Origin of the sequence: Streptomyces sp. NPDC005808 (assembly GCF_042871385.1) — a bacterium.
Classification (GTDB): Bacteria; Actinomycetota; Actinomycetes; order Streptomycetales; family Streptomycetaceae; genus Streptomyces.
In genome coordinates this window covers 333,731-353,709 of record NZ_JBIAIK010000006.1, presented here as the reverse complement: position 1 = coordinate 353,709, position 19,979 = coordinate 333,731, and the positions used below count along the sequence as shown (strand labels likewise).

At 70.2% G+C, this 19,979-nt stretch carries 14 protein-coding genes; 6 read left to right on the top strand and 8 right to left on the bottom strand.

The genetic code is table 11. From position 1 onward, the window contains the following. Positions 1–246: 246 nt before the first annotated feature. On the bottom strand, positions 247–1,104 hold the full coding sequence (locus tag ACFYPC_RS16465; protein WP_388675926.1) for a DUF2690 domain-containing protein: 858 nt from the start codon (positions 1,102–1,104) through the stop codon (positions 247–249). Further along, positions 1,101–1,898 (bottom strand): peptidoglycan-binding protein, encoded by a 798-nt coding sequence (locus tag ACFYPC_RS16460; protein ID WP_388675923.1) that lies wholly within the window; start codon positions 1,896–1,898, stop codon positions 1,101–1,103. Before ACFYPC_RS16460 ends, ACFYPC_RS16465 begins: the two co-directional genes overlap by 4 nt. Before the next feature lie 307 nt (positions 1,899–2,205). On the opposite strand from ACFYPC_RS16460, the gene ACFYPC_RS16455 reads away from it, so the two are divergent. After that, on the top strand, positions 2,206–2,655 hold the full coding sequence (locus tag ACFYPC_RS16455) for a peptidoglycan-binding protein (RefSeq protein WP_388675920.1): 450 nt from the start codon (positions 2,206–2,208) through the stop codon (positions 2,653–2,655). Between the two features lie 371 nt (positions 2,656–3,026). Continuing rightward, positions 3,027–4,520, top strand: coding sequence for an alpha/beta hydrolase (locus ACFYPC_RS16450; protein WP_388675917.1), 1,494 nt, complete (start codon positions 3,027–3,029; stop codon positions 4,518–4,520). A gap of 145 nt (positions 4,521–4,665) precedes the next feature. Here the strand turns inward: ACFYPC_RS16450 and ACFYPC_RS16445 are convergent, their stop codons facing one another. Next, complete coding sequence (locus ACFYPC_RS16445) at positions 4,666–6,132, bottom strand: CehA/McbA family metallohydrolase (protein WP_388676244.1); 1,467 nt, start codon at positions 6,130–6,132, stop codon at positions 4,666–4,668. Between the two features lie 269 nt (positions 6,133–6,401). Here ACFYPC_RS16445 and ACFYPC_RS16440 point away from each other — a divergent pair, with 269 nt between their 5' ends. Then, positions 6,402–8,987 carry a bifunctional FO biosynthesis protein CofGH gene (locus ACFYPC_RS16440; RefSeq protein WP_388675915.1) on the top strand — a complete coding sequence of 862 codons (2,586 nt, stop codon included), beginning with the start codon at positions 6,402–6,404 and terminating at the stop codon, positions 8,985–8,987. Positions 8,988–9,306: 319 nt separating this feature from the next. After that, positions 9,307–11,457 carry a SpoIIE family protein phosphatase gene (locus tag ACFYPC_RS16435; protein ID WP_388675912.1) on the top strand — a complete coding sequence of 717 codons (2,151 nt, stop codon included), beginning with the start codon at positions 9,307–9,309 and terminating at the stop codon, positions 11,455–11,457. 123 nt (positions 11,458–11,580) lie between these two features. Here the strand turns inward: ACFYPC_RS16435 and ACFYPC_RS16430 are convergent, their stop codons facing one another. The 3 genes from ACFYPC_RS16430 to ACFYPC_RS16420 all read right to left on the bottom strand — a co-directional run bounded on the left by ACFYPC_RS16430 (position 11,581) and on the right by ACFYPC_RS16420 (position 13,101). Further along, entirely contained in the window at positions 11,581–11,805 is a 225-nt protein-coding gene (locus ACFYPC_RS16430; RefSeq protein WP_388675909.1) for a hypothetical protein, read from the bottom strand. Positions 11,806–11,814: 9 nt separating this feature from the next. Then, on the bottom strand, positions 11,815–12,330 hold the full coding sequence (locus ACFYPC_RS16425) for a GNAT family N-acetyltransferase (RefSeq protein ID WP_388675907.1): 516 nt from the start codon (positions 12,328–12,330) through the stop codon (positions 11,815–11,817). A 249-nt stretch (positions 12,331–12,579) separates the two neighbouring features. Continuing rightward, positions 12,580–13,101 carry a DUF2165 domain-containing protein gene (locus tag ACFYPC_RS16420; protein WP_388675904.1) on the bottom strand — a complete coding sequence of 174 codons (522 nt, stop codon included), beginning with the start codon at positions 13,099–13,101 and terminating at the stop codon, positions 12,580–12,582. Between the two features lie 104 nt (positions 13,102–13,205). On the opposite strand from ACFYPC_RS16420, the gene ACFYPC_RS16415 reads away from it, so the two are divergent. Then, the gene (locus ACFYPC_RS16415) at positions 13,206–15,842 is read left to right on the top strand and encodes a BREX system ATP-binding domain-containing protein (protein ID WP_388675901.1); all 2,637 of its coding nucleotides are present in this window, start codon (positions 13,206–13,208) and stop codon (positions 15,840–15,842) included. A 163-nt stretch (positions 15,843–16,005) separates the two neighbouring features. Next, positions 16,006–17,121, top strand: a complete 1,116-nt coding sequence (locus ACFYPC_RS16410) for an ADP-ribosylglycohydrolase family protein (RefSeq protein WP_388675899.1) — start codon at positions 16,006–16,008, stop codon at positions 17,119–17,121. A gap of 282 nt (positions 17,122–17,403) precedes the next feature. Here ACFYPC_RS16410 and ACFYPC_RS16405 read toward each other — a convergent pair whose 3' ends face one another. Together ACFYPC_RS16405 and ACFYPC_RS16400 are read right to left on the bottom strand one after the other, a co-directional pair. Continuing rightward, positions 17,404–18,972 (bottom strand): sodium:solute symporter family protein, encoded by a 1,569-nt coding sequence (locus ACFYPC_RS16405; protein ID WP_388675897.1) that lies wholly within the window; start codon positions 18,970–18,972, stop codon positions 17,404–17,406. 209 nt (positions 18,973–19,181) lie between these two features. After that, positions 19,182–19,970 (bottom strand): SDR family oxidoreductase, encoded by a 789-nt coding sequence (locus ACFYPC_RS16400; RefSeq protein WP_388675895.1) that lies wholly within the window; start codon positions 19,968–19,970, stop codon positions 19,182–19,184. Positions 19,971–19,979: the final 9 nt, after the last annotated feature.

Sequence of the window (19,979 nt, the reverse complement as noted above, 5' to 3'; positions counted from 1 at the left end):
TCGGTCTTGTCGGCTGCACGGGCGGGGGCGAGGGCAAGGAGCCGGCACCGAACGGCAGTTCACCGAGTACCAGCTCCTCCAGCACGTCCTCCAGTACGTCCCCCTCGTCGCCCCCGCCGGACCCATTTCCCGTCCGCCTTCCCCTGGCACTTAGTCCGTACCGAGGTCGAACCCCAGGTCAAAGGGGCGGCCGTACGGCTCCTGGAAGCCCCCGGTACCTGGCCGCGCGTCGGCGAGAGGCCGAGGCTACTGAGGTGACGGCGGCCGGTTCGTCGTGGTGGTCCCGCCCACGCGGGCCTCGACGCACTCCCGTTCGCCGTCCGGGGACGCGGGACGGAAGCAGGCCTGGACCGTGCTGCCGGGGTGGGTCGCGGTCATCTCGGTGTAGACGTAGGTTTCCGTGTCGTCCGTGTCCTCGACGCGCACGTCGTGGGTCGGGCCGCCCGCGGTGACCTCCAGCCGGTCGCCGATCCGGGTCGCCCAGGCACGGGCCCAGCTCGCGCCGCACCTCTCGCTGTAGCGCAGCTCCACATGGGCGCCGGTGGCGGTGCGGTACGTGGTGAGGGTGACGGGGCTGATGCCGCAGGTCAGGAGCAGCGGGTCCCGGCCCTCGCAGGCGGTTCCGTGGCATTGGGGGGCGAGAGAGTACGGAACGGAGGCCGACAGCGCTTCGTCCTCCGGGGCCTCCCGGTCCGGCGGCAGGAAGAGCGCCAGTGCCACGCCGCCGACGAGCGTGGCGTACACCGACGCCAGCACCACCATGAGCCGGCCTCTGCGGCGGAGCGGCCGCCCGGTCTCGGGGGGCCGGGACGGTTCCTGCGGCTGTGGCGGCGGCTCGTCGGCGGCAGGGGCGGGGACCGCCGCGCGTCCGCTCCAGTCCGACTCGGCGATCTCCCACAGGGCCAACGGCCGCCCGTCAGGTTCGTTCGCGATCCGGCACAGGTCCTGCACGGCCTGACGAGGGGGCAGGCTCTTGCCGTTGAGGTAGCGCTCCCAGGAGGACTTGCTGTACGACGTTCGTTCCGACAGCGCCGCCAGGCTCAGACCCGTACGGGCCCGCAGCTCCCGCAGTACGGTGGTCAGCCGGGTGCGTTCCGCGGTCACTTCGGTGCCGCCTCCCGTAGGGCCTTCCAGGTGCTCAGGCCGATGACGCCATCCACGACCAGCCCGTCCCGTGTCTGGATGCGCTTGACCGCGGCCTGTGTCTTCGGGCCGAAGACGCCGTCGATCTCTCCCAGGGAGTAGCCCGCCCTGCGCAGCAGGCACTGCGCCTCGGCCACTTCCACCCCGATGTGGGTGTTCGCCAGGATGGTGTTCGTGGTACGGCTGAGGCCCGCGTACCAGAGGCCGTCACGCTGCTCCAGTCGGCAGGTGTAGATGACCGGCACCAAGGACTCCGACACGACGGCCGGGGTCGCCGCGACCGTATCGGCGCGGATGTCCGCGAGCTCGGTGCGGGCGTCGGCGAGCCGCACGGCCAGCAGGAGCGCCGCGGAGACGGACAGCACCAGGGCCACCGCTCCCGCCGTGACGGCGACGCGCAGGTAACGCCCGTACGGCTGCTGCTCCGTGGGCGTGTGTGCAGGCGTCTCCGGTGCGCTCTCCGGGGCATCGGTGGTAACCACGCGTCCCTCCGCCCAACGTTCGGCGGCTATCTCGTGCAGCACCAGCAGCCGGGTCGGATCGTCACTGCCGATGCGGGCGATCGCCTCGACGGCCTCCCGGGGCGGCAGTGACCTGCCGTTCAGATACCGCTGCCACGACCTCGCGCTGTACCCGGTCTTCGCGGCCAGTTGACGCGTGCTCAGTTGGCTGCGGTCCTTCAGTTTGCGCAAAGGCACGACCAACTGGCGGATGTGTGGATGCAGTTCAGCAGGCAACTCTTTCCAGCGCGACATGTTTCCCCCGGTTCGCGTCAGGGACCGCTGGTCCGGCCCCGTATCCCGGTCTCATTCTGCATCAGCCGTCACTGCGCTCGCGGAGCGGCTACCACGCCCCCGTGCAGAACTGGCCATCCCCGCTCACGGTCGTCCCCCCGTAGCGACTCGGCGTGCAACGTCCCAGCAGGTCAGCGGGTGGGACGTCCCGGGACGACGCCACTTCCACGTCAACTGTGGCTGACCGGCGCGCCGAACCCGCAATCTCGTTGTGGAGCCGGCCGGTGTGGTCGGTTGCCTTCATCGCAGGTCAACGGAGGAGAACAGCATGAGAGCTCTCACGAAGGCACTCGTCAGTGCCACCGCCGCGGTCGGGATCGCCGTCGGCGGCCTGGCCACCGCGGGCACGGCCATGGCGGCACCCGCGTCGGCCCAGCAGCAGGCGGTGGCCGGTGAGGTCGGCACGCTCGCGGTGGTCAACCTGGGGCTGGACACTGCCCATGCGAAGAACTGGCAGTGCTGGCTGCGCGACACGGGTTACAACCCCGGCACGATCGACGGGCTGCTGGGCACCAACAGCTGGAAGGCAGCGCAGGAGAAGTTCGACGACTTGGGTTACTACAACGATGCTATCGACGGCATCGTCGGACCCAACACGATCAAGGCTCTGCAGCTCTACCTGAACCTCCAGGGCGCCAACCTTGTCGTCGACGGTGTCGCAGGGTCGGCGACCAAGGCCGCGTTCTGGGAGTTCACCGGGAGGTTCAGCACCTGCTGAGCCGACCCGACGACCGCACACACGCCGCGGCCCGGTCCTCCCACCAGGGGGAGGACGGGCCGCGTGCCGTGTCTCGACGCGGCCCAGAGCCGCCCGGGCGTCCTGATGGCCCAGCATGATGTCGCCGGTCCAGAGGGCGGTGGCGCCCGCGCCCGCCTCGCCCTCCGCAGCGACTGTCACGGGGTATCCGCGCGGGACCGGGGCGTCCGCCCGCACCACGGCCACCGTGTCCGGGGCGCGCTGTACGGTCAGGACCGCGTCGGGTCGGCGCGCTCGGGCAGCATCGCGGGATGGCTGTGCGGTAAACCCCCCGGAACATAGGGGGGTTGGCGGGATGTGACGGTGAGGGGCGGGCGGCGAAGCTCTTCCGTATGACGAAGACCACACGGAATGTCGCCCTGATCGCGGCCGCTGTCGTCGTGCTCGGCGTCACCGCGCCGCTCACCGTGACGGCCGCCGCAGCTCCCTCTGCTTCTCTTACTCCTCAGCCCCTCGACTGGGCGAAATGTGAGGGGAACGGACTTGATCCCCGGCAGGAGTGCGCGACCGTACACGTCCCGATCGCCTACTCCGATCCCGGTGGCAAAAGGATCGGTATAGCCGTCTCCCGTATCCCCAGCGAGAACCCGGCCTTACGCCGTGGGGCCTTGCTGCTGATCGCCGGCGGGCCCGGCGGCGGCAGCCTCGATGAACTGTCCCAGAAGGGGCAGACGCTGCCGCAGGAGGTGCGGGACGCGTACGACCTGATCGGGTTCGATCCTCGGGGGGTCGGCCGTTCCGCGCCGGTCAGCTGTGGTCTCGACGCCGGCGACCTCGCCAGGTCCACGTTCTGGCCGTGGCCGGCCCCGGACGGATCGGTCACCGAGAGTATGGTCACCGCCCAGCGGATGGCCGACGCCTGCGCACGCGACGGAGGCGAGCTGATGGGGCACATCAGCACTGCCGACAACGCACGTGACATCGACCGCATCAGGGCGGCGCTGGGAGAGCGGAAGCTGTCCGCGTGGGGTATCTCGTACGGCTCGTATCTCGGCGCTGTCTACAGCCAGTTGTTCCCTCAACGCACCGACCGCTTCGTGCTGGACAGCAACCCGGACGGCGATGGCGACCCTTCACGTGCCTTGTGGGCGGGATTCGAGACCGGTGTCGAGGACGTCTTCCCTCAGTTCGCCAAGTGGGCATCCGGACCCGGAAATCCATACCGGCTGGCCGATACGGCGGCCGAGGTGCGGCCGCTGCTCCTACGGCTCGCCGCCCGGCTTGATCGTGAGCCGATCCCGTGGCCCGGAGCCAATCCGGCGGAGTTGAACGGGAATGTGCTCCGCCAGACCATGGTGGACACCTTCTACGACCCTGACGGATTCCCGGCTCTGGCCCAGCTGATCCTGGCCGCGCAGAAACGCACTGTACCGCCGGCGCCCGAAGCGCCCCCCGAGCCGCTGTTGCAGAACGGCCTCGCCGTCGCCCTCGCCACCTTCTGCAACGACGAGGAATGGCCCAGGTCAACATCCGTGTACCAGAAGGAGGTTGACGAGAGCCGGGCCAGGTATCCGCTGACCGCCGGGATGCCGAGGAACGCGACGGCCTGTGCGGCCTGGCCGTATCCGCTGAAGGAGAATCCCGTACGGATCACCGATCGAGGTCCGTCCACGGTCCTGCTCGTCCAGAACGAGCGCGACGTGGCGACCCCGCTGAGCGGAGCCCTGAAGCTCCGCGCCGCCCTCGGCAAGCGCGCCGTCATGGTGACCGTGAACTCCACCGGACACGACGCTTACCTCGCCAACGGCAATGAGTGCGGGGACCGGATCGTCACCCGCTACCTGGCGACGGGGGATCGGCCCCGCCGGGACACCTACTGCGGCTAGGAGACCCGCGTTGACAGTGTGACCCCACAGCGATTCCGGTGGGGTGAGCGAACCAGCCAGTCGGGGGCCGCCCGCCGGGACCGCAGGCCCCCGCCACCTCCTCGTCCTCGTCCTCGTTCTCGTTCTCGTTCTCGTTCAGCCAGGGTCAGCGCCCCAGAAAGATCGGATTCGTGAACGCCGCCAGCGCCCCGGGCAACGGCGCGAGCACCACCTCGTGACGCAGCTCGGCCCGTACGTACGCCGCGTACGAGGCCGTCGTACGCCACTCGACCGTGCCGGAGCCGTGAACCGGCAGCGGATCGCTGGTGAACAGGACGCCCTGGTCGGTGACGAGACGGACCGTGCAGCGGGGTGCGCCGGTGGCCTCCAGGCGGACCGTGACCGGGGTGTCCTTGTCCACCTTCAGCCGCTCGCCGATGCCCGCGTGCTCCCCTTTCGGACCGACGGCCGAGAAGGCGAGCGACACGGCCTGGGACTCGGCCACGTACGAGCGGCCCGCCCGGATGCCCTCCTGGATGGCCTCCCGGGTCAGGTCGTCGGCGAGGACGACCGTCTGGGGGCGGCCGATCGGGTCGGGATCGCGGTGGGCGTCGCTGTTGCCCATGGCCGGGATCCAGCCACGGCCATCACGGCCCTCCCGCACCGCCGCCACCAGCATGCCGTCCCAGTCCGCGAGGGCCACCTCGTCGTCTGGGCCGTACGCGCCGTTCCACACCTCGACCGCGTCCGCCTCCCCGAACCCGAACTTCCAGTTGCAGCCGATGCAGGTGGCGTGCGGGTGGGCGGGCACGACCAGGCCGCCGGAGCGGCGGATCTCCCGGGCGTACCTGCCGAAGCGGTTGTCGCGGGCACGGTAGCGCCAGTCGATGAAGGTGCCGGGGTCGGTGCCGAGGGCGAGGACGTGACCGTTGCGCGTGGTGACCTCCTCACCGAGCAGGATCAGCAGTTCGCCGTCGGGATGAGGACCCGCCTGGTCCGCCCAATGGGCGTGCGCGGACGTGGTGTTGTGCTCGGAGGAGTTGATGAAGTCCAGGCCGGCGGCGCGCGCGAGGGCTGCGATCTCGGCCGGGGTGCGGCGGCCGTCCGAGTACCAGGAGTGCAGATGGCAGTCGCCGCGGTACCAGGCGCGGCCCCTGCCCTTCGCCCGCGAGGGCGGGTACACCGGCTGCACGGTGGGGCTCGGCTCCCCGTAGGTGAGCGTGATCGTGATCTCGTACGGCAGTCCCTGCGGGGAGACCGTGTACGGGCCGAGGGCGATGTACCAGGTGCCCTCGTGGACCGGCCCCGGGAGGTAACCCGGTGTCGCGTCGTCCGCGCGGATGAAGAACTCCGTGCGGGCCCCGCCCGACCAGCCCCGGAAGCCCTTGCCGGCCGGTTCGGTGCCGCGCTGGTCGAAGACGCCGATGTCGAGGGCGTTGCCCTGGGTGCCCGCCGGCACGGGCGGCCGGTCGTAGGTGTACGAGACCTTGATCTCCCTTACGCCCGCCGGGACCTCGACGGGGAGGTACACGAAGTCCGGCGAGCCGGTGGGCAGCGTGCCGCGCACCGTCCTCGTCTCCTGCTCGTTCGCCGCCTCGGCGTCGTAGCCCGGTGAGAAGGTCACGCTTCCCAACGTAAGCGCGGCAGCCGCTCCCGTCACGATCAGAGCGGAGCGCGTCTGCCCATGGCGTTGGTTCGTCGATGCCGCCGATGCCGTCGGTGCCCTGGTCGTCCTCACGTACGGCGGCGCGCGCCCGCGCGGCCACCGACACAGGGCCCGTCCGTAACGACCCGCCGCATCGGAGTAAGCCGAATCGGAGGAAGCCGTATCGCGGCAAGCCGCATCGGAGGAATACGCCTGTGCCCGGTGGTCCCTGATCACCGCGATCGTATGCTCGAAGGATGACGACTTCCGCGACCTCTGGAACCGGCCCGACCGAGAACTCCATGCGTCGCGCCCTCAAACGCGCCCGTGACGGCGTCGCCCTCGACGTCACCGAGGCCGCAGTGCTGCTCCAGGCCCGCGGCGCCGACCTCGACGACCTCACCGCGTCCGCCGCCCGGGTGCGGGACGCGGGCCTGGCGGCGGCGGGCCGCCCCGGCGTCATCACGTACTCCAAGAGCGTGTTCATCCCGCTCACCCGCCTGTGCCGGGACAAATGCCACTACTGCACCTTCGTCACGGTCCCCGGCAAGCTGCGCCGGGCCGGCCACGGGATGTTCATGTCCCCGGACGAGGTCCTCGACATCGCCCGCCGCGGCGCCGAACTGGGCTGCAAGGAAGCGCTGATCACCCTCGGCGACAAGCCCGAGGACCGCTGGCCCGAGGCACGCGAGTGGCTGGACGCGCACGGGTACGACGACACGATCGCGTACGTACGGGCCATCTCGATCCGCATCCTGGAAGAGACGGGGCTTCTCCCGCACCTCAACCCCGGGGTGATGTCGTGGACGGACTTCCAGCGGCTGAAGCCGGTGGCGCCGAGCATGGGCATGATGCTGGAGACCACCGCCACCCGCCTCTGGTCCGAACCGGGCGGGCCGCACCACGGCTCACCGGACAAGGAGCCCGCCGTACGGCTGCGGGTGCTGGAGGACGCCGGCCGTTCCTCCGTCCCCTTCACCAGCGGGATCCTGATCGGGATCGGGGAGTCGTACGAGGAGCGCGCGGACTCGCTGTTCGCGCTGCGGCGCATCTCCCGTGCCTACCACGGCATCCAGGAGCTGATCATCCAGAACTTCCGCGCCAAGCCGGACACGGCGATGCGCGCCATGCCGGACGCCGAGCTGGACGAGCTGGTCGCCACGGTCGCGGTGGCCCGGCACATCATGGGTCCCGCGGCCTGCCTCCAGGCGCCGCCGAACCTGGTGGACTCCGAGTACGGGCGGCTGATCGGCGCGGGGATCGACGACTGGGGCGGGGTCTCGCCGCTGACCATCGACCATGTGAACCCGGAGCGTCCGTGGCCGCAGATCGACCTGCTGACCGCGGAATCCGCGGCCGTCGGCTTCGAACTGCGCGAACGCCTCTGTGTCTACCCGGAGTTCGTGCAGCGGGGCGAGCCGTGGCTGGACCCGCGGCTGCTGCCGCACGTACGGGCGCTGGCGGACGCGGAGTCGGGGCTGGCGCGTGCGGACGCCGTCGTCGAGGGGCATCCGTGGCAGGAGCCCGAGGAGGCGTTCACCTCGTCGGGGCGTACGGATCTGCACGCGTCGATCGACACCGAGGGCCGCACCGGCGACCGCCGCGAGGACTACGACCACGTCTACGGCGACTGGGAGGCGCTGCGGGAGGCTGCGGCGCCCGGGATGGTGCCGTCGCGGATCGACACGGACGTACGGGCCGCGCTCGCGACGGCCGCCGACGACCCGACCCGCCTGAGCGACGACGAGGCGCTGGCGCTGCTGCACGCGGACGGGCCCGCGCTCGACGCCCTCTGCCGTATCGCGGACGACGTCCGCAAGTCGGCGGTCGGTGACGATGTCACCTACATCGTCACCCGGAACATCAACTTCACCAACGTCTGCTACACCGGCTGCCGCTTCTGCGCCTTCGCCCAGCGCCGCACGGACGCGGACGCGTACACCCTCTCCCTCGACCAGGTCGCGGACCGCGCCCAACAGGCGTGGGACGTCGGGGCCGTCGAGGTCTGCATGCAGGGCGGGATCCACCCTGACCTGCCCGGCACCGCCTACTTCGACATCGCGCGTGCGGTGAAGGAACGCGTCCCCGGCATGCACGTGCACGCCTTCTCCCCGATGGAGGTGGTGAACGGCGCGACCCGCACCGGCATGTCCATCCGCGAATGGCTCACGGCCGCCAAGGAGGCGGGCCTCGACTCCATTCCCGGCACCGCCGCCGAGATCCTCGACGACGAGGTCCGCTGGGTCCTGACCAAGGGCAAACTCCCCACGGCCACCTGGATCGAGGTCGTCACCACGGCCCACGAACTCGGTCTCCGTTCCTCCTCCACGATGATGTACGGCCACGTGGACCAGCCCCGCCACTGGCTCGGCCACTTCCGCACGCTCTCCCGCATCCAGCAACAGACCGGCGGCTTCACCGAGTTCGTGACCCTCCCGTTCATCCACACCAACGCGCCCGTCTATCTGGCCGGGATCGCCCGCCCCGGACCCACCATGCGGGACAACCGCGCGGTCATCGCCATGGCCCGCCTCCTCCTCCACCCGCACATCCCCAACATCCAGACCAGCTGGGTGAAGCTCGGCACCGACGGCGCCGCGGAGATGCTGCGCTCCGGCGCCAACGACCTCGGCGGCACCCTGATGGAGGAGACCATCTCCCGCATGGCGGGCTCGTCGTACGGCTCGTACAAGTCCGTCAGGGAACTGGTCGCGGTCGCGGAGGCGGCGGGCCGCCCGGCGAAGCCGCGTACGACGTTCTACGGCGAGGTGTCGCAGGAGCGGCAGGAGTCGGCCGCGGCGTCCGACGGCCACCTTCCGGAGTTGTTGCCGGTGTTGGACTGAAACTGCGGCGGAGTGGGGCGACCGGCCCCGGCCCCGGCACGGCGAACGCCGCCGAAAGGATGAACACCCCCCAAATGTTCGCGTTACGGGCAAGCCACGGCAAACTGTAGGAGTGACTGCCCCGCTGGTCCCTTGCTGCGCACGTAGCTCGTTTGGTGAGAACGGTCGTGATCGTGGAGCGAATGCTGTCGGAGCCGACGCCGATTCCGGGATGGCCGACAAGGGCTGTTGACTGGCACCGACCGGTCCGACATGGCCTGACACTCGCCCCGCGAAGCGATTCGCCCACGCGGGGAAGCGGGCCAGGGAGGTGAGCCGGGTGCCAGGGCCGCGGTCAAGCAGCAGGACCGGCGTCTTCACCGTTCTGCTCGTCTACATCGGGCTGCTCTCGGTCGCGCAGGTCCCCACGTCACAGGGTGGGGCGATCAGGCTCGGAGGCTTCTCCATCCTGGCGCCGCTCGTGGCGAGCGCACTCCTGTCGTACCGGCGGACGCTGATCGTCTGCGGTGTGACCATGGCGGCACTCGTGTTCATCTACGGAGGAGTCGTCCCGGGACTTCCGGTTGTCCAGCGCGTGGTCACCATCGTCCTGGTTTCGCTGGCGGCGGCCGCCAGCCTGCTTGTGTGCCGTGTCCGCATCGAGCGTGAGGAACGCATCAGGCGGCTCATGATCGCCCGGGACCGGCTCACCCTCCTCACGGAGGCAGGAGAGCGGGTGGGCTCGACGCTCGACATCTCCCGCACCGCCCGGGAGCTGGCAGACATCGCCGTTCCGCGATTCGCCGACCTCACCGCGGTCGACCTCTTCGACACTGTGCTCTCCGGCGACGAACCACCCGCGCTGACCACCGAGGAACCGGTCATCCTGCAGAGGATGGCCTACAGGACATCGAGGGCGCAGGCCGGCCAGGGTCCCGGATCGGGTCCGGGATCGGACCCCGGACCCGGTCCCGGATCGGACCCCGGACCCGGTCCCGGATCAGACCCCGGACCTGGCCCCGGCGGCCCGCGGGTCTACCCGCTCGATTCCGTTCCCGGCCGGGCGCTGGTCTCGGGGCGGCCGATCCTTGCCTCGATCACAGGTACGGCCGACGCTGCGGACTGGCTCGGTACGGCGGATCCGCAGGCGGCCGCCGGGGCAGCCGATTCCGGTCCCGGCTCCGGCTCCGGCCCCGAGCCCGCCCCCGCCGCGCCCGGCCACCGTGCCGCTCGCGCCTACCGCTCCGGCATCGCCGTGCCCCTGCGCGCACGGGGTACCACCCTCGGATTGGCGATCTTCGTCCGGGAGGCGCACAGCGAGCCGTTCGACGCCGACGACCTGCTGCTCGCGGAGGAGATCGGGGCACGCTCCGCCGTGTGCGTGGACAACGCTCGCCGCTACACCCGGGAACACCTGGTGGCCCTGGCCCTGCAGCACAGTCTGCTGCCGCACGGCCTGCCCGAGCAGGACGCCGTCGAGGCCGCGTACCGCTACCTGCCCGCGCAGCAGGGAGCCGGTGGCGACTGGTACGACGTCATCCCGTTGTCCGGTGCCCGGGTGGCGCTGGTCGTGGGCGACGTCATGGGCCATGGCCTGCACGCCGCCGCGACCATGGGGCGACTGCGCACCGCCGTGGACAACTACGCCGCCCTCGACCTGCCGCCCGAGGACCTGCTCACCAACCTCGGCGATCTCGTGGGCCGCCTCGGCATCGAGGACTATCTCGCCACCTGCCTGTACGGGGTGTACGACCCGGTGTCCCGCCTCTGCACATTCGCCAGCGCCGGTCATCCGCCGCCTGCCCTGGTGCTTCCCGACGGCACGGTGAAATACCTCGACATCCCGGCGGGGCCGCCGCTCGGCGTGGGCGGCACGCCCTTCGAGTCGGTGGAGGTGACGGTGCCCGAGGGCACCCGGCTGGCCCTCTACACCGACGGTCTCATCGAGCTGCGGAACCGTCACGTCGACACCGGGATGGACATGCTCCGCAACGCGCTGGCCGACCGGCCGGACCGCTCCCCGGACGAGATGTGCGAGGCGGTGATGGAGACGATGCTGGACGGCAACTCCCGGGACGATGCGGCTCTGCTCATTGTCCGTACACAGGGCTTCGACGCCGACCGGTGGGCGGACTGGGAGGTGCCCGGCGACCCGGAGGCTGTCTCCGCGGCGCGTGACAAGGTGCTCAGGAAGCTGGAGGAGTGGGGTCTGACGGAACTGGCCTTCAGCACCGAGTTGATTGTCAGCGAGCTGGCGACAAACGCCATCCGGTACGCCGGCCCGCCCATCTCCCTGCGGTTGCTGCGCGAAGACCATGCCCTGATCTGCGAAGTGTCGGACGGCAGCAGCACCTCACCCCGCCTGCGCCGGGCCGATGTGGCCGACGAGGGCGGCCGCGGCCTGTTCCTGGTCGCCCAGCTCGCCCAGCGCTGGGGCACCCGCTACACACCGAAGGGCAAGATCATCTGGGCCGAGCAGCAGCTGCCGTAGAACCGGACCGCTGGGAAGCATCCCGAAGATCTCGATCACCTCGATACCAGCCGCTTTGCCGAGACAGCCTGAGTGTGCGCGACTGCGGCGGAACTGCGGCGGAGTTAACGGGCCCGGTGCGGTTCAGCGCTCGATACGGATCTGGGCGGGCGGACAGGGGTAGGAGGACGTGGTGCCGACGGCCCAGTAGCCGTTGGCCGTTCCCGGCACCCGTGCAAAGGAGTTGATCAGGACGGGAGTGGAGGACACCAGCCCCCGCTCACTCACCCAGGCCGTGCCGTCCCACCGCAGATAGTGCGCCTGGGTCCGATCCCAGAATTCCCAGCCCGCGTCTGTGCGCGCCCTCAAGATCGCAAGCTAGATACTGATCCAGTACCGCCGCGTGCAGCCGTGCTCGGTGTCCCGGACGCCCTCGATGACGCCGCCCCGCTGCTCGATCGTCTTCACTGAGGCCAGGTTGCCGGCTTCGCAGACGATCAGCACCCGGTCCAGGCCGAACTCCCGCGCCTCGTCGAGCATTTGGCCCAGCGCCCAGCCGGCCAGCCCACGCCGCCGTGAAGACGGCCGGATGCCGTAGCCGATGTGGCCGAACCGCAGCACGTGGTCGTCGAACCCATGCCGCAGCGCGATCCCGCCGTGCACCTTGTTGCCCTCGACGATCCATCGGTACGTACAACCCCCGTCGGCCTCCGCCGCTTTCGGGCCCGACTCGTCAGCCAGCCGCGCCACCCAGGCCGCGAACCCTTGCGGCGAGTCGACCTCGTCGGACGGTCCCAACCCGAACCCGTCCTCGTGGAGGCCAGGACCCCACTCGTCACGAGCCTCGCGCCAGGCGGTGTGCAGACGGACGGTGGGTGCGATCAGTTCAGGCACACGGCAACGATAGTGATCGAGACCATCACGATCTACGGCCACGGTAGCCAAGCTCCGCGGAAGGAGGCGGCGTTGCAGGGCACTCGCTCTGTGCCCGGTGGCTCCTGTCGCGAGATTCAGGAGCGCCCCCTCCCATCGGCGGGCGACCAACAGGAGGAGACGCCGGAAGCTCAACCGGACATCAGGCCAAGGGTATTCGAATCAGGGGAGATTCGAATCAAAGGGCATACGAATCAGGGGGCATTCGCATCAAGGGGCTTTTGAAGCGGTCGCCGACTCGCCCCACGGGAGATGAATGACCACCAGCACGACCCCGCTCAGCAGAAACACCCGCATCGCCGCGTCGAGCCCGTTCCAGTCCCCCGACTGCCACATGGAGAACCACTCGCCGCCGATGCCGATGAAGCCGGCGCCGAAGAGGAGCATGAGCATCAGGAGGCCGAGGGTGGAGACGGAGCGGGCGCGGATGTCGTCACGGCGGGCCCAGAGATACGTCCCGGCGATGAGGACGAGGGCCGCGATCGTCTCCCAGGCGATGATCACGACGTACACCGCGTCCTGCAAGGCGTGTGACGTGATGGCCCGCCACATCAGGTCGTCGTCCTTGAACGTCGTGTCCATCGCGAGGACGTGGCGGACGAACTGCTGGTTGGTGCCGAAGTCGGTGATGTTGCCGAAGGCGACGAGGGTGATGTAGAGGGCGATGGTTGCCGTAAGGAGGGTGGAGGTGAGGCGGAGGACGGTGGTGCGGGGGGTTCTGGTTACAGGCATGATCCCAATATGGCCCTGGGGGGCCGTCAACAACCATGCCTTTTGAGGTGGGTTGGGCCAGACTGATCGCGGTCCGGACAGGCGATTGCGGAGGAGACGGGCGGATGGTGCGGGCGCGGCCTTCGATGCGGGAGCTGATCACGGGCCGTTCGCGGCGCGGTTTCGTCGGCAGAGGTGCTGAGCGTGCCGCGTTCCGGGAGAACCTGGAGCTGGCGGCGGAGGACGAGCGGCACCGGTTCCTGTTTCATGTGCACGGGAACGCGGGGGTCGGGAAGTCCTTTCTTGTACGGGAGTTGGAGCAGCTTGCGCGAGAGCGCGGGGCGCTGACCGCTTACGTCGACGAGAGCGTCGGCAGTGTGCCCGAGGCGATGGCGGCCATCAGTGACCGGTTCGCCCTGCAAGGGCATCGGTTCAAGGAACTCGACAGGTTGCTGGCCACTCATCGGGAGCGGCGGCACGAGGCCGAATCGACGGTCGTGGAGACCGTCGGGATGCTTGAGCCCCAGCCGTCGCCCGCGAGCATGACCGCCGCCCGCGCGGGCCTGGTCGGCCTGGGGCTCGTGCCCGGCGTCGGCGCGTTCGCCGGAGCCGTCGATCCGGCCCAACTCGCGCAGGGAGCCGACCGGTTGCGTGCGGGACTGAGTGCCCGCTTCCGCAGCCAGGAGGACGTGCAACTGGTGCTGTCGCCCGAGCGCGTCCTCACGCCCGTCCTGCTCACCGAACTCGCCGATGCCGCCGACGCCGCCCCCTGGCTCGTGCTGTTCTTCGACACCTATGAGCGGACCGGGCCCTTCCTCGACGGATGGCTGCACGACGTGATGACGACGGACAAGTACGGCGGCTCGCTGCCGGCCAACACCGTGGTCGTGACGGCCGGGCAGCGGGCCTTCGACACCGCCCGCTGGGGCGGCTTCGCGGACTTCGTGACGGACCTTCCGCTGGGGCCTTTCACGGACGCCGAGGCGCGGGGGCTGCTGGCAGGCAAGGGCGTGGTGGAGGAACCGGTCGTGGAGGAGGTGCTGCGACTCACCGGCGGGTTGCCGGTACTGGTGTCCACGCTGGCCGAGGCACGGCCGGCCGACCCGGACGATGTGGGTGACCCGAGCGCCACCGCCGTAGAACGGTTTCTGAAATGGGAGCAGGACCCGGCGCGGCGGGCGGTGGCACTGGCCTGCGCGCTGCCCCGGAGGCTCGACGCGGACGTATTCCGGGCAGCCGTGGAGTGCCCGGACGAGGAGGCGGACGCACTGTTCGGGTGGCTGAGGTCGCTGCCCTTCGTCAGTGACCGTGGGGATCGGGTGCAGTACCACGATGTCGTACGCGCCCCGATGCTGCGCCTGCAGCGCGGCCACTCCCCGCGCGGGTGGGCGGAGCGGCACGTACGCCTTGCGGAGACGTTCGGACGGTGGCGGGTCGAGGCCGAAGCCGGCCTGGAGACCGAGGAGTTGTGGGCGGACGACGGATGGCGGGAGCTGCGGCTCGCGGAGTCGTATCACCTGTTGTGCGCCGGAGTGCGAAGTGCCCTGCCGGCGCTGCTGCGGGACTTTGTCGATGCCTGCGACAGCGGTGATGTCACCGCTCGTCGTTGGGCGCAGGTCCTCATGGAGGCGGGCGATGACGCGGATGCGACTGTCGTGCGGAAATGGGGGCGCGACCTTCTGGCGGCGCTCGCGGAGGGCGGGGTGGCCGCCGCACTCGGGCTGCTGTCCAACCGGGCCGGGTTCGATGAGCGCCAACAGGCCCTCGCTCGGACGGTGCGGGGAAGCGCGCTGCGGCGCAGCGGCGCGTATGAACAGGCGATGGCGGAGTACGACCGGGCCGTCGCGCTCGATCCGGAGCTGGCGCGGGCCTACCGTGGCAGAGCCCTGAGCCGCGACATGCTGGGTGACCACGAGGCGGCGATCGCCGACCTGGACCGGGCTGTCGCGCTCGCGCCGAACCATGCCGGCACCGTCGCCGCACGCGGCGAGCACCACCGCCGCCAAGGCCATGACCGGGAGGCGGTCAGGGATCTGACCCGGGGAGTCGAGCTCGACCCCTCCCATCATTTCGCCTGGGCCTCCAGGGGAGCCGCCCATCAGATGCTCGGAATGCTGGACGAAGCTCTCGCGGATCTGAACCGTGCACTGGAACTCAACCCGGAGTACCCCTTCGCGCTGATGCGCAGGGCCCGCGTGTGGCGAGCTCTTGGAGAGCCCGCACGGCAGATCGCCGACCTCGATCACATGATCCGACTGAATCCCGACAGTGCCTGGCGCCGCTGCGAGCGAGGCGACGCCCTCCACTCCGCGGGCCGCCACGAGGAAGCCGTGGCCGACTACGACCGGGCCATCGACATCGACGGTGAGCACGCGTCGGCCTACGCGGGTCGTGGCGTCTGCCGGGGCGGGCTGGGCCGGTTCGACGAGGCGTTCGCAGACCTGGACCGGGCCCTCGCGCTTGCACCCGAGTACACCTGGGCACTGTGGCAACGCGCGGAGATCCATCTCCAACTGGGGTCCTACGACCGGGCTTTGTCCGACACCGACCAGGCGACGCGGCTCCGCCCCGACGATGCGGAGATCCTCGTGTGCCGCGCCCGCGCGCTCATCGGCCTGGAGTGCTTCGCCGAAGCCATCGCCGACCTGGACCGCGCTGCCGCACTCGTGCGGTCCGCGACGGTGGAAGGGGCCGGCCTCGCTCCGCTCCTGGGCCGGATCGACGTGGCGCGTGCCGCCGCCCGGGAGGGGAGCGCGCAGTAGTCCCTCAACGTGCTGCCGCGAAGCCCACCGAACACCTGTCAAAAGGTTCCTAATCGTGACCGGTCGGACCACATTTCGCATACCGTTCCGCCCCTAAACCGACCGTTCCCGTTCGATTACAGTGCTGGGCAGTCGGACGTGCGGACGGTGGCGGGAGGTCTCGGTGGGTGCGACAGCCGGTGCCGTCTGGGGCCGTGCCGAACAGCAGGACTTCCGTAGCCGGGTGCGCGGAACCTTGCTGGGCACGGCCGTCGGCGACGCGCTCGGCGCGCCCCTCGACGGGCTCGGCCTGGACGAGATCCGGGAGTCGTACGGCGCCGAGGGCCTCACCGACCTGACCTTCGGGCACGGCAGGCGGGGCGCCGTCACGCACCTCACCCAGCTCACGCTCTTCACCTTCGACGGGCTGGTCCGCGCCCAGGTACGCCGTGACACCGGCGCCTGGCACCCGCCCACCGACCTCCACCGGGCCTACCGCCGCTGGGCCGCGACCCAGAGCGACTGGGGCCCCGACGAGCGCCGCAAGGACGACGGCTGGCTGGCCCGCGAGGAGTGGTTGTACGCCCGCCGCGACCCCGCCCGCGCCTGCCTGCTCGGCTTCGGCGACGACACCATGGGCACACCGGACGCCCCCAAGAACCCGGGGGAGGCCGGACCCGAGGCCGCCGCACGATCCGCGCCGTTCGGGCTCCTCGTCGGCTGGGAACCGCAGCTCGTGATGCAGCTCGCCGTCGAGTGCGCCGCGCAGACCCACGGGCACGTGACCGCGTACCTGTCTGCGGGCGCATACGCCGTCATCGTGCACGGGCTGGCTCGCGGCGAGAGCCTCGACGGGGCCGTGCAGCGCGCCCTGGGGATGCTGGCCGCGCGCCCGGGGCACCAGCCCGTCACGGAGGCCCTCCAGCACGCGCTGGGCGCCGTACGGCAGGGTCTGGCCACGCCGTCCCGGGTGGAGGAGCTCGCCGGGGACGGCAGGGCGGAGGGGCTGCTGTCCGTCGCCGTGTACTGCGCCCTGGTCGGCGAGGACATCCGGCACGGGTTGTGCCTCGCGGTGAACCATGGTGGGGCCTCGGGGGCGGCGGGTGCGCTCACCGGGGGGCTGCTGGGGGCGCTGCACGGCGAAACGGCCCTCCCGCCGGCCTGGCTGGCCGAGCTGGAGGGCCGTCCCACGATGCTCGTCCTGGCGGACGACTTCGCGATGGAGATGACGCAGGGGCCTGCGTTGCACGGGCCCGGGGGGTCGTCCCCCGGGTGGCTCATCCGGTATCCGCGGGCGTGAGCGGGCGTGAGCGGGCGTGAACGGGCGTGAGGGCGGAGAGGGTTTCGCCCCCTCCGCCCCTGCCCGTCCCTTACCCCTGGGGGCTGCCGCCCCCAGCTTCCCCCGCTTCGGCCTGAACGGCCTCGTCCTCAAGCGCCGGACGGGCTGAGGAATGCGGATGGCGCGGCCTCGTCCTCAAGCGCCGGACGGGCTGAGAAATGCGGATGGCGCGGCCTCGTCCTCAAGCGCCGGACGGGCTGAGAAATGCGGATGGCGCGGCCTCGCCCTCAAGCGCCGGACGGGCTAGAGACCGGCGCCGGACGGGCTGGCGGTGCCCGCGTCCGCCTGCGTCGGGATCGCCGCCGCTGCCGAACCCGAGCCCCCGTCGTCGCTGTTGATCTTCGCGATGAGCTCGTCCCGTTCCGGGGTGTCCTCCGGCTTGATGTATCCGACGAGGATGTAGAGGACGAGGGAGACCGCGAGCGGGATCGACACCTGGTACTGCAGCGGTACGCCGCCGTCGACGTTCCAGCTGATCGGGTAGTTGACCAGCCAGAAGGTGAGCAGGCCGACGCCCCAGCTGATCAGGGCGGCGGTGGGACCGCTCTTGCGGAACCAGGGCAGCAGACCCAGCATCAGCGGGATGGCGATCGGGCCCATCAGCCCGGCGACCCACTTGATGACCACCGTGATGATGTCGCCGAAGAAGGCGGAGTTGACCTGCGTCGCGATGGACATCGACAGACCGAGGAAGAGCAGTGTGGTCAGGCGCGCTGCCAGCAGCCCGGCCCGGGTGTCCCACTCGCGTGCCTTCTGCGAGACGGCGGGCATGATGTCACGCGTGACGACGGCGGAGATCGCGTTGGCGTCCGAGGAGCACATCGCCATCGTGTGGGAGAAGAAGCCGACGATGACCAGCCCCAACAGGCCGTGCGGCAGCAGTTTCTCGGCCATCAGCGCGTACGAGTCGGCCGGCACGTCCGTCTTGATGATCAGCGGCGCGACCCACATGGGGAAGAACAGCACCAGCGGCCAGACGAGCCAGAGCGAGGCGGACAGGACGCCCGAGCGCGTGGCGGACTTCGCGGAGTCGGTGGCCATGTAGCGCTGGGCCTGGTTCCACATGCCGCCGTTGTACTCGAAGGTCTTGATGAAGAGATAGGCGATCAGGAAGACCATCATGTACGGGCCGGCCAGCGGCTTGGTGTGGCCCTCCAGAGCGGGCGCGTCCCACACGTTCCACAACTGGCTGAAGCCGCCCAGTTCGGACAGGACCGCGGCGAGCATCGCGATACCGGCGATGAACTGGATGACGAACTGGCCGAGTTCGGTGAGCGCGTCGGCCCAGAGCCCGCCGACCGTGCAGTAGACGGCCGTCACCGCGCCGGTGATGAGGATGCCCATGTTCAGCGAGACGCCGGTGAACACGGACAGCAGGGTCGCGATCGCGGCCCACTTGGCGCCGACGTCCACGATCTTCAGCAGCACACCGGACCAGGCGAGGGCCTGCTGGGTGGGCAGGTTATACCGGTTCTTCAGGTACTCCAGCGGCGAGGACACGTGCAGCCGTGAGCGAACCCGGTTGAGCCGCGGGGCGAAGAGCTTCGCGCCGATCGCGATGCCGATGGCGATGGGGAAGGACCAGGTGACGTACGACGTAACGCCGTAGGTGTAGGCGATCGCCGCGTACCCGGTGAACATCACCGCGCTGTAGCCGGACATGTGGTGCGAGATGCCGGACAGCCACCACGGCATCTTTCCTCCGGCCGTGAAGAAGTCGCTGACGTCGTCCACCCGCTTGTGGGACCAGACTCCGATCGCGACCATCACACCGAAGTAGCCGATGAGCACGGCCCAGTCGAGACTGTTCATATGCCCCCTCCCAGGGTCCGCCTTGTGAACTGCGATGACACGCGCGGCACTTCGCCAGTGCAGCCCGAAGAAGCCGCGAAGTGCCCGCTCATCGTGAGTTCGGTGGCATGGCGGCGACAACAGCTCGTAGGGTCAAGAGGGAGTAAAAATGTTCTCGTTGCTGACCTCGGTTCACATGAATGAACAACCAGGGGATGTCACATAGGCTGCTAACGCATCAATTCGCCCGCGTTCACCAGCAGCGACTGCCCGGTGATCGCCCGAGCGCGGTCCGATGCCAGGAACACCACGGCGTCCGCGACGTCCGCGTCCGTGGCCAGCTCGGGCAGCGCCATCCGCTCGGTGAGCCGCGCCAGCACCTCCGACTCCGGTACGCCCTCGGTGTGCGCGGTGAACTGGACGTACGCCTGGACGGGTGGCCCCCACATCCAGCCCGGCAGCACCGTGTTGACCCGAATCCGGTGCGGGCCGAGCTCCCGGGCCAGTGAGTACATCGCGCTCGTCAGCGCCCCCTTGGAGGCCGCGTACGCCGCCTGCCACACCTGCGAGGGCGCGGCCACCGCCGACTGGGTCCCGATGACGACGACCGAGCCGCCGCCCGCCTTCAGTGCGGGGAGGCAGGCGCGGGTCATCCGCAGCGTCCCCAGCAGGTTCACATCGATGATCGACTGCCAGGTGGCGAAGTCGGCGTCCTCCAGACCGCCGAAGTAGCTGTCCCAGGCGGCCACATGGACGACGCCGTCGATCCGCCCGAACCGCTCCACCGCCAGCGCGGCCAGGTCCTCGCACTGCCCCTCGTCCGTGATGTCCGTCGCCCGGTACGCGGAGTGCGCGCCGTCCGGATCGAGTTCGGCCGTGCACTTGGCGAGATTCGCTTCCGTGCGCGCCCCGAGCACTGCGTTGCCCCCGTCCCGCACCACGGCCGCCGCGACCTGGTGACCCAGCCCGGGTCCGACCCCCGACACGACGATGGTCCTGCCCGCGAGCAGTGCTGACATCGGACGCCT